General features: G+C 67.4%; 13 protein-coding genes. 6 read left to right on the forward strand and 7 right to left on the reverse strand.

The features are described from left to right. Positions 1–233 precede the first annotated feature (233 nt). Positions 234–1307 (forward strand): DNA (cytosine-5-)-methyltransferase, encoded by a 1074-nt coding sequence (dcm, locus tag KKZ08_RS14400; RefSeq protein ID WP_223774826.1) that lies wholly within the window; start codon positions 234–236, stop codon positions 1305–1307. Here the strand turns inward: dcm and KKZ08_RS14405 are convergent. From KKZ08_RS14405 to KKZ08_RS14415, 3 genes are all read right to left on the reverse strand, one after another. Further along, positions 1292–3118, reverse strand: coding sequence for a DEAD/DEAH box helicase (locus tag KKZ08_RS14405; protein ID WP_223774827.1), 1827 nt, complete (start codon positions 3116–3118; stop codon positions 1292–1294). The genes dcm and KKZ08_RS14405 overlap by 16 nt on opposite strands. Continuing rightward, positions 3115–4533, reverse strand: a complete 1419-nt coding sequence (locus KKZ08_RS14410) for a ParB/RepB/Spo0J family partition protein (RefSeq protein ID WP_223774828.1) — start codon at positions 4531–4533, stop codon at positions 3115–3117. Before KKZ08_RS14410 ends, KKZ08_RS14405 begins: the two co-directional genes overlap by 4 nt. 96 nt (positions 4534–4629) lie before the next feature. Then, positions 4630–5316 carry a hypothetical protein gene (locus KKZ08_RS14415; RefSeq protein ID WP_223779054.1) on the reverse strand — a complete coding sequence of 229 codons (687 nt, stop codon included), beginning with the start codon at positions 5314–5316 and terminating at the stop codon, positions 4630–4632. 238 nt (positions 5317–5554) lie between these two features. Between KKZ08_RS14415 and KKZ08_RS14420 the strand changes: the two genes are divergently transcribed. Continuing rightward, on the forward strand, positions 5555–6334 hold the full coding sequence (locus KKZ08_RS14420) for a hypothetical protein (RefSeq protein WP_223774829.1): 780 nt from the start codon (positions 5555–5557) through the stop codon (positions 6332–6334). 44 nt (positions 6335–6378) lie between these two features. Here the strand turns inward: KKZ08_RS14420 and KKZ08_RS14425 are convergent, their stop codons facing one another. Beyond that, positions 6379–7008, reverse strand: a complete 630-nt coding sequence (locus KKZ08_RS14425; protein WP_223774830.1) for an ATP-binding protein — start codon at positions 7006–7008, stop codon at positions 6379–6381. Positions 7009–7222: 214 nt separating this feature from the next. Here KKZ08_RS14425 and KKZ08_RS14430 point away from each other — a divergent pair, with 214 nt between their 5' ends. From KKZ08_RS14430 to KKZ08_RS14445, 4 genes are all read left to right on the forward strand, one after another. After that, positions 7223–8068, forward strand: coding sequence for a helix-turn-helix transcriptional regulator (locus tag KKZ08_RS14430; protein ID WP_223774831.1), 846 nt, complete (start codon positions 7223–7225; stop codon positions 8066–8068). After that, positions 8068–8271: a DUF397 domain-containing protein gene (locus KKZ08_RS14435; RefSeq protein WP_223774832.1), complete on the forward strand. Its 204-nt coding sequence runs from the start codon at positions 8068–8070 to the stop codon at positions 8269–8271. The genes KKZ08_RS14430 and KKZ08_RS14435 overlap by 1 nt, the downstream gene beginning before the upstream one ends. Positions 8272–8368: 97 nt before the next feature. Next, entirely contained in the window at positions 8369–8881 is a 513-nt protein-coding gene (locus tag KKZ08_RS14440) for a nucleoside deaminase (RefSeq protein ID WP_223774833.1), read from the forward strand. A 94-nt stretch (positions 8882–8975) separates the two neighbouring features. Then, the gene (locus tag KKZ08_RS14445; RefSeq protein WP_223774834.1) at positions 8976–9278 is read left to right on the forward strand and encodes a hypothetical protein; all 303 of its coding nucleotides are present in this window, start codon (positions 8976–8978) and stop codon (positions 9276–9278) included. 105 nt (positions 9279–9383) lie between these two features. Here the strand turns inward: KKZ08_RS14445 and KKZ08_RS14450 are convergent, their stop codons facing one another. From KKZ08_RS14450 to KKZ08_RS14460, 3 genes are all read right to left on the reverse strand, one after another. Then, the gene (locus KKZ08_RS14450; protein ID WP_223779055.1) at positions 9384–10346 is read right to left on the reverse strand and encodes a helix-turn-helix domain-containing protein; all 963 of its coding nucleotides are present in this window, start codon (positions 10344–10346) and stop codon (positions 9384–9386) included. A 155-nt stretch (positions 10347–10501) separates the two neighbouring features. Further along, positions 10502–12058 carry an MFS transporter gene (locus KKZ08_RS14455; protein ID WP_223774835.1) on the reverse strand — a complete coding sequence of 519 codons (1557 nt, stop codon included), beginning with the start codon at positions 12056–12058 and terminating at the stop codon, positions 10502–10504. A gap of 221 nt (positions 12059–12279) precedes the next feature. After that, positions 12280–13491, reverse strand: coding sequence for a DUF445 domain-containing protein (locus KKZ08_RS14460; protein ID WP_223779056.1), 1212 nt, complete (start codon positions 13489–13491; stop codon positions 12280–12282). Positions 13492–13840: the final 349 nt, after the last annotated feature.

Below are 13840 nucleotides of genomic sequence, written 5' to 3' on the forward strand. Positions count from 1 at the left end.
GGAGTCTGGCTCTGGAGAAGACCCCCCCCTCGCCGACCTCATCGCGAAGCCACAACGCGACGCGGACCCGCGTGCCCAGGCCCTCGTTCCGCCAGCTCAACTCTGATTCAGTCACTCGCTCACCGATCGCTCATACGTTCTATGGGTGCCCCCATCGGATGGAAACCGTAGCTTGCCGCTACTTGCCGCGGCAAGTAGCGGCAAGCTTCCTGCGACCCTCAAGTCCTGCATCGATGGGATCAGCAGTGCTCCATGAAACCGTCACAACCAGCGACCGCACGTGCGTCGAGCTGTGCGCCGGAGCCGGCGGCCAGGCTCTTGGCCTCGCGCAGGCCGGCTTCCATCACCAGGCACTGGTAGAGCTCGACCGCGACGCCTGCCAGACGCTGCGGCAGAACCGACCGGACTGGAACGTCTTGCAAGCAGACATCCGGTCAGCGGAATGTGAGCGGGCCGCGACCTTGGCCCGCCCCTGCCTCATGGCGGCCGGGGCGCCGTGTCCGCCCTTCTCGGTCGCCGGCCGACAGCTGGGGCTGCTCGACGAACGTGATCTGATCCCCGCGGTACTCGCCCTCGTGCCGACTGTCCAGCCGAGGGCGATCCTCCTCGAGAACGTCAGAGGGCTGCTTCAGGAGAAGTTCTCGGCCTACCGGGCTGACATCCTCCGCACTCTCTCAAGCCTTGGCTACACCGCAGAGTGGCGTCTGCTGTATGCCCGCGACTTCGGTGTTCCGCAGTTGCGGCCGCGCGCGGTCTTGGTAGGCCTGGAGACCCAGACCTTCGCCAACTTCCGCTGGCCTGAACCGCTCACGCTCACTACGGAGACAGTCCATGTAGGCGACGTGCTGCGGGAGTCCATGGCATCCAGGGGCTGGGAACTCGCCGACCCTTGGGCCTCTCAGGCCCAGCGCATCGCGCCGACATTGTGCGGTGGCTCACGGAAGCACGGGGGTCCCGATCTGGGGCCATCCCGGGCAAGACAGGTTTGGGCGGAGATCGGGGTGAACGGCTCCAGCGTCGCCGATGAGCCCCCATCACCTCATGACCAGCTACCGGTGAAGCTGACCGCGAAACAACTCGCTCTACTTCAGGGGTTTCCACCGGACTGGACGTTCGCAGGAGGCAAGACGTCCGTCTGCCGACAAGTGGGCAACGCGTTTCCACCGCCCATGGCGCGAGCGGTCGGCAGCGCTATCGCGGAGGCCCTGGATCAGACGGGTGCCTCTCCCCGGAGCGCGGATATTCCCCACAGCCGGCGACCCGACGGACCACCACGCGTCGCGGCCCCTCTTCACCTCACGGCATGAGAATCGATGTGCCGCAGGAGCGCTCGCACATCAGCCATGTCCATACCTGCCGTGAGCGAGGGCTCCTCCTGAAGATCCGCGAGCTGCTGCACGGATGGATCATCCAGGATCTTCCCCATGAATTCGAGCTTTTCGCCCAACCGCAAGGCAACTACCTCGTCGATCGTCCCCTCCGCCGCTAGTGCCGTGACCCGTGTCTCTGTTCCAGGGGCAAGCCCGAGCCGGTGAATACGGTCGAGGCTTTGCAAGAACCGGCCTGCCATGAAGTCACGGTCCACGTACACGGCGTCATGGCATACGTGGTGCAAACTGATTCCCTCACCCAAGGTCGCGGGGTTAGAGAGAAGCACATGACAGTCAGGGTCTTCCCTGAATCTTTTGAGCTGCTCCTCGCGGTCGGGTGTCCCCCCGTGCACCACCGCTGGCTGGTAAGCGGAGAAGAGCCGCTCCATCGTGGTGATGCTTCGCACGAAGGTCGTCCATACCAGCGTCTTCCGCCCCAAAGCCGCGTTCTCCGCGACGATGCTCAGCGCTTCCTTGTACTTCGGGGAGAGCTCATAGTCAGGCAGTTGTTTGAGAAGCGAGTAAAGAGAGTCCGTCTGCGGCACTTCCAAAGGTGGAACTCGATAGTCAAGGGGCGCATACCGGCTCTCTCCCTCCATAAGCAGAGCGGGACTGGTCGCCGCCATGAGCAGGCGCAGCATGGCCTTGCCCAGGGCATCGAAGTCCTCCCGGCCTGCCTCGGCCCGGATGGTGTAACGACCGACGAGCGCGTCGTATATCTCTCGGTGCAGAGGTGGCAGTGCTACATGCCGAATGCGCGTTTCGAAGGGGGGGAGCCCGAGTTCGTTCTTGGTGGTCCGGGTGAACAATGGGCGCAGCACCGTACTCGCATGGGAGAGATCTCCACCGGCTACGGCATTGGTGACCACTCTGCGGCCGTGTCCAGGCCAGACGAAGGACAACAAGTTCTCCAGGTCGCGCGCTCCGTTGGGGGCGGGCGTTCCGGTGAGGATGAGGCGCCGCCGAGCCAGCGGCCCCAGAGCCATGCAGGCGCTGCCGTAGATGCCCCGTGCTCCAAGCTTCATGCGGTGCGCCTCGTCGAGGATGATCATCGATGGTGCGCAACGAAGCCAGGTCGCGAGCCCAGCGAGAGAGCGGTCAAGCCGCTCGTAGTTCACGATCAAGACATCCGTTCCCGGGCCGGGGGTTCCCTTCATAACCCGGGCGGCAAGCGGCTCCTTGAAGCACACCGCGCTCTCGTAGCCCCATGACTCGTAAGCGGACTTGGGGCTGACGACGAGCAGCCGACTCGCGTCGCCCCGTTCCCGCATCGCGGCGAACACCGCGAGGCCAACACGGGTCTTACCCGCCCCTGGCACGGAGAAGTTCGCTCCGTGCCGCAGGGACAGGAGACGCGCGATGTCCCGTCGCTGGAAGTCAGTAAGATCAGCGCGCCACTCCGAGCCGAGCTGGTCCAGAACAGTGTCCGCCGTGACGGCAGGAGCCGCGGCGGGCTCCTCCAGCCACTGCTCGGCACGCTCAGCGTCATCGAGCACGCCGCCGACAAGGGTCGCCAGCTCTTCTTCCCACTCCACATCAGGGTGAGGCCAGACAGTCAGTGCCTCTAGCCCGGTGAGGAAGTCATCTAGTTCGACTTCCACTGACAGGAGAGTGCGCTGCCCGGCAGCGGGGAACCGAGCTGCCAGCCTGGCGAAATCGCCTTCATGGCCCGGGGCCGCACGCAGGACGGCACGTGTGCGGGTGACGTCAGAGGTGATGCGCAGTGATGGTTCCGCGGTCGCGGTCACACTCCCTCCTTCCGAACCGATTCACGAAGCCAGGAGACGCCGTCGCCAGGTGCTTTGATACTGCGCTGGGTCGCTACCGCGAGCTTCGTCAGAGTCTCGCGGAGGTTCAGGACCGCCTCATCGAAAGCCTCCTCATCAAGGCTGCCCGAAGCCTTGGCGAGCGTGAGGTCTGTGATGCACTGCTCGATGTCCTGGCAGGCATCCGTGATGCGGTCTTGTGCCGCTTGCTTGCGCTTACGGACCCGAGCGTCCTTGCCCGCGGGCTCCAGGGCGTTCTCGAATGCCTCTTGTGCGGCACTGAACGTCTCGGCGGCCGCCTTGCTGCGCTCGGTGAGCAAGGCGTCTTCCACGGTCGTGACGGCCTTCGCTTTCAGAATTATGTCGGTCAGCGCTTTGGCCTGGGCGACCGCAGGCGCAGTGGACTTGACGGTCCGGTTGAGCCCGGGGATGGCCACACCTGCCGCCGGGGCGCCGGGTTCCGTCCTCAATGCGGCTGGCAACCTCTTGTCCAAGTAGCGTTCCCTGAAATCGGGTTCGATAAGACGTACGTCAGTCTTGGAGAACTCAAGGACGATGGCCGCAAGCCGCGTCTCCTTGAGACGTTCCGCATTGTCCCTGCTTACCAAAGACTCCTTCGAGTACCGGCGATACACCTCGCGGAGTTTCTCCTGGTGCTTCTCGAAGTCCAGCAGTCGGAGCCGCGCACGCCCGTCATTTGACCGCTCGATCAGATCGCGGAGGCAGGACAGAACCCATAGGTCCTGCTCACACGTTTGGGTACGGATGCGGAACTCCCGGGCCACATCCGCGAGCGTACGTCCCGAATGGTGTTGCTCCTCCATGGCCAGAAGCCGGTTGATGTAAGAGTATTCGCGGCGTTGATCCGGCCGGAGCTGGAGAGACAACTCCACCGAGTTGATGTCGTCCCACGTGCACGACTCGGGCAGCACACCGACCCGGATGTTTGTGACACCCAGCTCCTTGAGGGCTGCACGACGCGTGTTGCCATTAACAAGGACACCGTCCCGCGTGATGAGACCGGGTTCCTTCTGACGGTCGGTGCGAAGGCTTTCCATCAACTCCCTGAAATCGGGGTCTTCCTTGGAAGGGTCCTCCGGCAGCATCCGCAGCAGGTGGTGGAGATAATCCTGGCTGTCCGGTGCCCAGGGCGACTCATCAAGCAGCTTGTCCCGCTCTAGGTCGTGGCTCCGCTGAGCCTGGATGCGATGTGTGCCCGGGTTGTAGTAGAGCTCCTCCACCGGCATGTCGATGACCTCGACGTGCAGCGGCTGCGTACGCCACTCAACGGTGAGCGTCTCGCGGACGCCATTCCCGGCCGCGACTTCCTTGAGCCGCTCATCGACCCGCGTCTTGTTCTCATCCGCTAGTGGCGGCCGGCCAAAGTCCTTACCCACAGGTCCTCCTTGAATTGACAGGGTCGTTACTGCTGTCGGCCACGCTTCCCGCCCCATGGGAGGAAGCGTGGCCGAGATGACAAGAGGTCGCGCCGCCTACTCGGCCGACGGCTTCATAGCTTCACGGATCTTCGCCCTCGACTCTTCGGGAAGCGACCGGTAATCCGCCCAGAACGCCTCCGCCGCGCTGAACTCCCGCTGGTCGCGCTCCATCCAGAATGAGAGCATCCTGCGGTCCAGGCCGCTGAGCCCCTCGGCGCGCTTCAGCATGTCCCCGATGTCCGCGGTCACTGCGCCGCGCCCGCCTACCCGGCAGCGGTTGCACTCGGCTACGAGCTGCGTCTCCTCAGTACCGTCCGGCAGCCGTACCGCCCGGCGGGCGATGTCGATCTGGGCCGACTCATAGGTGCCGGCGTAGATCTCACCTGGCGCGATGCCACACGACCGGCAGAAGTGTCCGTCCCGGGCGAGCACTTCACGCCGCCGGGTCTGAGTGATCGAGGTACCGGGCCGCGTGCCCTTACCCGGCTGCCACACCGGCTCCCCCTGCTTCACGAAGCGCTGCTCATGCTGACCGAGGGAAGCGTCCTCACGGTTCGTGTTGATCTGCCAGCCGTGGTCCCGCAGGTCACGGACCCGGCGGTCGGCCTGACTGACCCCTGGGAAAGCCGCCTTCACGTCCTCCTTGGTGAAGACGTTCCCTTCACCCACCACGGTCACCAGCCACAAGCCGGCGCGCTTCATCGTGCCGAGCCTCGTGTCCGTCCACGACGGCATCTCCACCACGTACCCCTTACGTCCGGTCTCCTGTGTCCCCATCGAAGCCGAGGGTCGTTCCGGCTTCAGCCAGCACTAGAGACCCTGACCCAAGGCCACCGCCAAAAGCCAGTCATGACGATGGATTGCGGCGCTGCAAGATGTTGCACTGCCGCAATCGACGAAATGCCTATTCAACCTGGCGGCGGGCGGAGCAGTATGGAAGGTCTACGCAAACTTCGAGCACCGGCGGCGAAGGGCTGGCATGACCAAACGACCCGCACACAGAATCACGCAACACGGCGGGCCCACGGGGGGAATCAGGGAGGCGTTCTTCGCCGCCTTCAGCGAGATCGTGGAGGCCGTGGCCGTTCCCCACAAGGTGATCGCGAGCAAGGCGAGTGTGGGGCTGTCCAGCATCTCCTGCTACAAGGGGGAGCGCGTACCGGACGAGCCGGGACCGCTGGAGCGCATCTACAAGGTCCTCGAAGAAGAAGCGCAGGCACGTGACATGAGGCTGCCGCACTCACTGCCACACCTCCTCGCCCTGCGCACGGCCGCCACGGTCGAGAGAACTGATCCCGATGCCGCCGCGCAAGTTCTTGCCTCTCTCATGCGGCGGCGGCCGGCTTCTGAGGCCTGGACACGAAGTCATAGAAGGCGCATGCTGCATGCCCGCAGGAAAGCCGCACGTTTGCCGGTACAGGCCAAGGTGCCGGTCCCCCGGCCGATGGGGGACCGGCACCTTGCTCCTGACAAGCACGCCACCGACATCGCCGACTATCTCCACCACGTGGCGGAGGGCCGGTTTCGGCATGCGCAATTCATCGCGTGGATGCTGGGCATGAACCTGGGCACGCAGGAGTTTCCACAGACTGTCACCTCGTTCCGCATGGCCGGAGCGGAGGAAGCGATCGAGGCGATGCTCCACGCCGCTGCCGACCGCGAGGACATCCAGGTCCCCATCCGCATCGCCCTGACACTGCTCGACGAGGACCAAGTCGCCGACGCCCAGACCATATTGGCGGCGATCCAAAACCGCTAAGAACCACTGACTCCGTCCGTGCCGACAAGCGTGGCGTCTCCCGCCTACGCCACGTCAGCCTCCGCCTCGAAGTGCATCTGCGCCCGGTCAAGCGTCTGGTCCGGGTCCCTGCCCTGCGCCTGTAGCCAATGCAGCAGGTCGGTGATCAAATCCGTGACCGACTCCTCTAGAACTGCGGAAGTCGGCATTACGGCAGAACTCGCGCCGGCCACTCGTCGGTACTCCGCAAGGACCAGCGCGGCCCGCCGTACCCGCATGCAGTGGCGGGCCGGCTCAATGGAGAGGTCACACCAGACGGCCTTTCCGGCCTCCGTGAGCAGGGTGCCCCACTCCTCACACAGGGAGGCCAGCAGGTGGAGGCCACGCCCGCATTCCGCTTCCCCGCACACCACACGCAGAGCCGGCACAGTACGGCTCTTGTCGTGCACCTCCACCCGAAGGCGGTCACCTCTCACCTCGAGGACCAGGGCCGCAGACGCCCCTTCACCAACGTGCTTGATGACGTTTGTCACCAGCTCGGTCGCGACCAGTTCCGCCTCGTCAGCGAGGTCTCGCGCACCCCACTGCTCCAGGGTGCGCTTCACCTCCTTGCGGAGCTGATGCAGCTCCTCAGCCGCCGCCTCAAACGGCAAGACGCACCGCGGCCGCCTTGCACCCTCTTCGTGAATGGACATGGAGAGGCTCCCTCCAGGCCACGCAGCGCTGCGCCTGCCGCATCCGTACGGCTACACCGCGTAGTGAACTACAGCCAGCATGGCACAGAGAACTCTCGCTATGTAACTTCTCATGAAGACCCTTCGAGTGAATGCACTAGAACGTCAACTCGTCGGCGCCATAGCCTGATTCCGGCCCTTAGGGTCGGGCGCCCGGCCTCCAGGGAGGAGCTAAATGTCGCTACGGACCACCACACGCCGACGCCAACTAGGCGCCATGATGCGAAAACTGCGCGCCCGCAAGGGCCTGACCCTTGAGGAAGCTGGCACCCTCGTCGGGGTGTCCAAGGCAACAGTTAGCCGGTATGAGACGCAGGCCGGCCCAGTCAAGTGGCTCGTGATCGATGCCCTTTGCCGCGAGTACGCGGCAAGCGATGCCGAACGCCGCGCGGTCGTGGCACTCGCCAAGGATGTCAAGCAGCAGGGATGGTGGAGATCGTTCACTGACTCGATCCCCGAGAGCATGAACCTCCTCCTCACGCTTGAGGACGAGGCAGTACGAGAGGACCACTTCTCGTGCGTCTACGTCCCTGGACTGCTGCAGACACGCGCTTACAGCACAGCCGTCCAGTACGCCAACGAAATGCGGCTCGCTCCAGCGGAGATTGAGCGGCTCGTGAACATCCGCATGAAGCGGCAGGAAATCCTTAACAGAGCGGACCCCCCTCGGCTGTGGGCCATCCTCGACGAGTCCGTCATCCGTCGCGTCGTCGGTTCCCCCTCAACCATGAGAGGCCAACTCGACCGCCTTCTCGAAGTGAACGAGTCGCCCGGCATCACGCTTCAGGTTCTGCCGTTTTCCAAAGGGGCTCACTCTGCCGCGCTCGGGAGCTTCGTGATCATCGGCGGTACTGAGCCAGCGCTGGATGTCGTGTACGTCGACCTCCACACGGGCTCACTCTTCCTGGAGAAGGACGAGGAACTGGAGCGCTACCGGCTTGCGTTCGACTACCTCCGCGCACAAGCGTTGGACATGGAAGCTTCCTCCTCCATGATTCAACGCGTCCGCAAGGAGCTGTAATGCCTGTTGAGTGCCTGACGCCCTCAGCCCTCTCGTGGTTCAAGTCTTCGTACAGCGGGGGCAACACCACCGAGTGCCTAGAGGCCGCGTTCCTCCCTCGTGGCGTCCTTATACGCGACTCCAAGCAGGCGGATGGGCCCCACCTCCTGGTCTCCTCTTCGGCCTGGGCCCGGTTCGTCGCGGTTACGGTCAACCGTTCCTGATGCCGCTGGGCAGCGAGGTCTATGTGTGAGGTCGGCTTCGGGGTGTAACCCGCCGCAAGCACGGTGTGCCGTGAAACGTACGAGAGAGGAAGACCCCTTGCCCTACGCCCCCGAGAACGACCAGGACCGCACGTTCCTCGACCACGCCATCGCCAACTCCCGGCGCGCGCTGGACGACGGCGGCAAGAAGCCCTTCGGGGCCGTGCTCGTCGTGGGTGGGGAAGTGGTGGGGGACGGGGTCAACTCCGTCGTCGAGATGAGTGATCCGACCGCGCATGCCGAGGTCATGGCCCTGCGGGACGCCGGGCGGCGGCTCGGGCGGTTCTCCTTCCCGGACGGTGTGCTGTACGCGAGCAGTGAGCCCTGCCCCATGTGCCTCGTCGCCTGTTACTGGGCCGGGATTCCGCGCGTCGTCTATGGCGCCACCACCCGTGACGCCGCCCTCAACGGGCACGAGGACCTCCAGTTCTATCGCGACGTGGCGTTGCCCAACGCCGAGCGGCGGCTGGTGGACGAGGTGCCCGTCGACGGTGCGCCGCGGTCGGCCGCGGTGGATGTTCTCGCCGCGTGGGCGGCCGCGCAGCCCGGCCCCATGGAACCGAAGCTCTGATCCCGGCCGCCGGTTTCCGGCCGCCGCGCGTTAGCCTCGGGCCGAGAGAGCCGAGAGAGAGCCGAGAGAGACTTTGGCGAGAGGTAGGGCGATCATGGCGAGGATTCCGGGCGCGGTCATGGCGGCGAGCGGGCTGATCGGTGGGTACGGCGTCGCCCGGTTCACCAAGAAGCGGCCCCTTGGCGGGGTCGTGCTCGCCGCCGCCGGGGGCCTCGCCGCCCGGCAGTGGCGGGAGGACGCCGGGGCGAAGACCGCCGCCGCGCTCAGCGCCGCGTACGTCGCCGGGTTCGCCGGGTCGCACCCGCTGGCCAAGAAGGTGGGCGCCTGGCCGTCCGTCCTCGGGGTCGCCGGCGCCGTCGGGGTCGCCTCGTACCTGTTCGCCGACCGGCGGGGCTGAGCAGGCCGGGCACGCGATCGGCGGGGGCTGAGCCAACCCGGCACGCGACCGGCGGGGCCGAGCAGGCCACCCCCGGCAGGCCGCCCCCGGTACGCCGCCGCCCCGTCACTCCGCCCGCGCCCCCCGGAACGTCGCCCGGTACACCCCCGGCGACACCCCCACCCCCGCCGCGAAGTGCTGCCTCAGCGACGCGCCCGTGCCGAAGCCCGCCTCCGCCGCGATGCGGTCGACCGTGTGGTCCGTGGACTCCAGGAGCTCGCGCGCCCGCTCCACCCTGCGCTGCGTCAGCCACCGCATCGGCGTCAGGCCCGTCTCCTCGCGGAAGCGGCGGCTGAAGGTGCGTACGCTCATCGATTCGACCGCCGCCAGGTCGGCCAGCGTCAGGGGTTCGGCGAGGTGTGCCAGGGCCCAGGCGCGGGCGCCCGCCGTCGACGTCAGCCGCGGTTCCGCCAGCGGGCGTCGGATGTACTGGGCCTGGCCGCCCTCCCTGTGGGGCGGTACGACGGTGCGGCGGGCCACCTCCGCCGCGACCGCCGCGCCGTGCTCGGAGCGGATCAGATGCAGGCACAGGTCGATGCCCGCGGCCTCGCCCGCCGAGGTGAGCACCTCGCCCTCGTCGACGTAGAGGACGTCCGCGTCGACCCGCACCGCCGGGAACGTCCGTGCGAAGCGGTCCGACGACAGCCAGTGTGTCGTCGCCCGGCGGCCGTCCAGGAGACCGGCCGCCGCCAGGACGAACGCGCCCGTGCAGATGGACGCCACCCGGCGGGCCTCCCGGGGCGACAGGGCCGAGACCAGCTCCGGGGGCAGGGAGCCCGGCCCCAGGCTCTCGTCGCTCTCGTGCGACGCCGGGACGATCACCGTGTCCGCCGCCGCGACCACGTCCAGGCCGTGCGCCGCGTAGACCGGGAAGTCCGCGTCCGTCCGGATCCTGCCGGGCCGCGGGGCGCAGGTGCGGACGTCGTACAGGAGGTCACCGGTCGTCGCCGAGCGCGCCGTGCCCAGCAGCTGGTGCACCAGGCCGAGCTCCATCGGGAGTACGCCGTCCCTGATCAGGACCGCCACCATGGTCCGCTCCGAGGCCCGTCCCGAGGCCCGTTCAGAGGTCCGTTCCGAGGCCCGTTCAGAGATCCGCTCCGGCGTCCGCTCCGACTTCACCGCCATGGCCGGATTTTTGCATGGGCGCTCGATCCGGCCGACGGCGCCCGCCAAGGCGGCGCCCGCTAAGGCGTCACCCCGCTCTCCCGTCCCTGCCGCCCCCCGCCGGGCCCCGCCTCCGGCGCCACCATGGACAGCGGCGCCGCGATGTCCTCCAGCGACCGCCTCTCCGCCTTGACCGCGAACGCCGCCGCCACAAGGCCCGCCGCGCACATCAGCCCCGCGCCGATCTGGAAGGCGAGGACCGTGTCGCCGACGACGCCCGACTCGGTCAGCTTGGCGAAGATCAGCGGGCCGCTGATGCCGCCGGCCGCCGTGCCGATCGCGTAGAAGAAGGCGATGGCCATGGCCCGGGTCTCCATCGGGAAGATCTCGGAGACGGTCAGATACGCGCTGCTCGCGCCCGCCGACGCGAAGAACAGGACGACGCACCAGCACGCCGTGAGCGTCACCGCGCTCAGCGAGCCCCGGTCGAAGAGCCAGGCCGTGACGAAGAGCAGGACGCCGGAGACGATGTACGTAGACGAGATCATGATCCTGCGGCCCACCGTGTCGAACAGTTTGCCGAGGAAGAGCGGGCCCAGGAAGTTGCCCGCGGCGATGACGGCGAAGTAGTAACCGGTGCTGCCCGAGGGGATGTCGAAGAACTTGGTCAGGATCGCGCCGAAGCCGAAGGTGATCGCGTTGTACAGGAACGCCTGTCCGATGAAGAGGGACAGGCCGAGGACCGCGCGCTTCGGGTAGTCGCGGAAGACCGTCTTGGCGATCAGGCCGAAGCCGATGCTCTTGCGCTGGTGGATGGTGATCTCACCGGCGGGCGGCGGCAGCGGCTTCCCCTTCTCCGCCTCGATCTCCCTCTCCACCGCCGAGACGAGGCCCTCCGCCTCCTCCCCCCGGCCGTGGATGAACTGCCAGCGCGGGCTCTCCGGGACGTGGCGGCGTACGAGGAGGATCACCAGGCCGAGGACGACGCCCATGGCGAAGGTGAGCCGCCAGCCGAGATCCTTGGGGAAGATGTCGGTGTTGAGCATGACGACGGAGAGCAGCGAGCCGCCGATCGCGCCCAGCCAGTAGCTGCCGTTGATGATGAGGTCGACGCGGCCGCGGTACTTGGACGGGATCAGCTCGTCGATCGCCGAGTTGATGGCCGCGTACTCGCCGCCGATGCCGAAGCCGGTCAGGAACCGGAAGAGGAAGAACCACCAGGCGTCGAAGGAGAGCGCCGTGAGGGCGGTGGCGCCGAGGTACACCGCGAGGGTCACCATGAACAGCTTCTTGCGGCCGAACTTGTCGGTGAGCCGGCCGAAGAACAGCGCCCCGGCGCAGGCGCCCGCCACATACAGGGCCGCCGCGATGCCGGTGACCTGGGCGGAGCTGATCGCCAGGCCGCTGCCCTCCTCGGAGAGGCGGCTCGCGATGTTGCCCACGGTGGTGACTTCGAGCCCGTCCAGGATCCAGACCGTGCCGAGGCCGATGACGATCATCCAGTGCCAGCGGGACCAGGGCAGGCGGTCGAGGCGGGCCGGCACGGCCGTGGTGACGGTGGCCTCGGAGCCCGAGCCGGGGCCGGAGCCAGGGCCAGGAGGCGGCGGGGGCGCGGCGGGCGTGGACGACGCGGTCATGCGGGCGGCTCCTTCCGCTGTTCCCACGTCGCCGTACCGCTGCCGACTGGTGGCGCTGCGCGGGCGACGGCCCCCTCAACTCCGAGTGAGCAACTCCAGAGTGCCCGGCAAACGCTTCCTCACGCGCGCCGACCACCGCCGGAAGGCCCCAAGCCAAGCCCGTCACGCCACGCCACGCCACGCCACGTAACGTCACGTCACGTCACGCCGACGGCAGCGCCCTACCCCACGAACAACCGCGACACCGTATAGATCGCCAGCCCCGCCAGAGAGCCGACCACCGTGCCGTTGATCCGGATGAACTGGAGGTCCCGCCCGATGTGCGCCTCGATCTTCTTCGAGGTGTGCTCCGCGTCCCAGCCCGCCACGGTGTCCGTGATCAGGGAGGTGATCTCGGCCCGGTAGGTCGTGACGACGTACACCGCCGCGCCCTCGACCCAGCCGTCCACCTTCTGCTGGAGCCGGCCGTCCTGCGCCATCCGGGCGCCGAGCGAGAGCAGCGAGGCCCGCACGCGCATCCGCAACTCGCTGCGCTCGTCCTCGGCGGCGGCCACGATCATGGACCGCACGGCCGACCAGGCGGAGGCGATGAGGTCCTGCACCTCACCGCGCCCGAGGACCTCCCGCTTGAGGCGCTCCACGCGCTCCCGCGTGTCCGAGTCGGACTGGAGGTCGGCGGCGAAGTCGGCGAGGAAGCGGTCGACGGCCCCGCGCGCGGGGTGCTCCGGCATGTCCCGCATCTCGGTGACGAAGCGCAGCAGTTCCTTGTAGACGCGGTCGCCGACCTTCTTGTCGACGAACCGCGGGGTCCAGCCGGGCGCCCCGCCCTGCACCGCGTCCATCACCGAGTCGGCGTGCTCGACCAGCCAGTCGTGGGCGCGTACGCAGACCAGGTCGACGACCCTGCGGTGGCCGCCGTCGGCGACGATCTTCTCCAGCATCTTCCCGATGCCCGGGGCGATCTCCTGGGCGTCGGCGCGGCGCGTGATGGCCTCGCCGACGACGGCCTGCACGTCGGAGTCGCGCAGGACGGTCAGCGCGCCCCTGAGCGCCGTGGCCAGTTCGGCCGTCACGCGGTCGGCGTGCGCGGGCTGGGCCAGCCAGGTGCCGAGGCGGCCGCCGATGCCCACGGCGTGCAGGCGGCCTCGTACGACGTCGGCGGAGAGGAAGTTCTCCCCCACGAAGTCACCGAGGGAGGCGCCCAGCTGGTCCTTCTTGTTCGGGATGATCGCCGTGTGCGGGATGGGCAGGCCGAGCGGGTGCCGGAAGAGCGCCGTCACGGCGAACCAGTCGGCAAGCGCGCCGACCATGCCGGCCTCGGCGGCCGCCGCGACGTACCCCGTCCAGGCGCCGGCTCCGGAGTGCTGTGCCCACTTCGCCAGTACGTAGACGAGCGCGACGAAGACGAGCAGTCCCGTCGCCGTGATCTTCATACGGCGTACTCCGCGCCGCTTCTCCTCGTCGGCGGGGCTGTAGGTGAAGCCACCGGGGGCCGCCGGGGTCACCGGAGCCGCCGAGGGCACTCCGATCGGACCGCCTTCACCCGATAGGCGGCCATCACCCGATTCAGGCCTTTTCTCCGCATTTGCGCTCTGCACTCACTCCACCTGGCCCGTTCGCCTCGTCCTCATCCGCATGATTCCGCGTCATGTGTTCTCCGTCCCTTCCTCCCTACTCCTGGAACGAACGACAAGTTCCCGGCGTCTCAAAGAGCGGAGGGGGGCAGTGTCGGCCGCCTCACGGACCATGCCGCATCATGGGATGATCACACCGGAGCCTCGG

It is taken from the genome of Streptomyces sp. 135 (genome assembly GCF_020026305.1).
GTDB lineage: Bacteria > Actinomycetota > Actinomycetes > Streptomycetales > Streptomycetaceae > Streptomyces.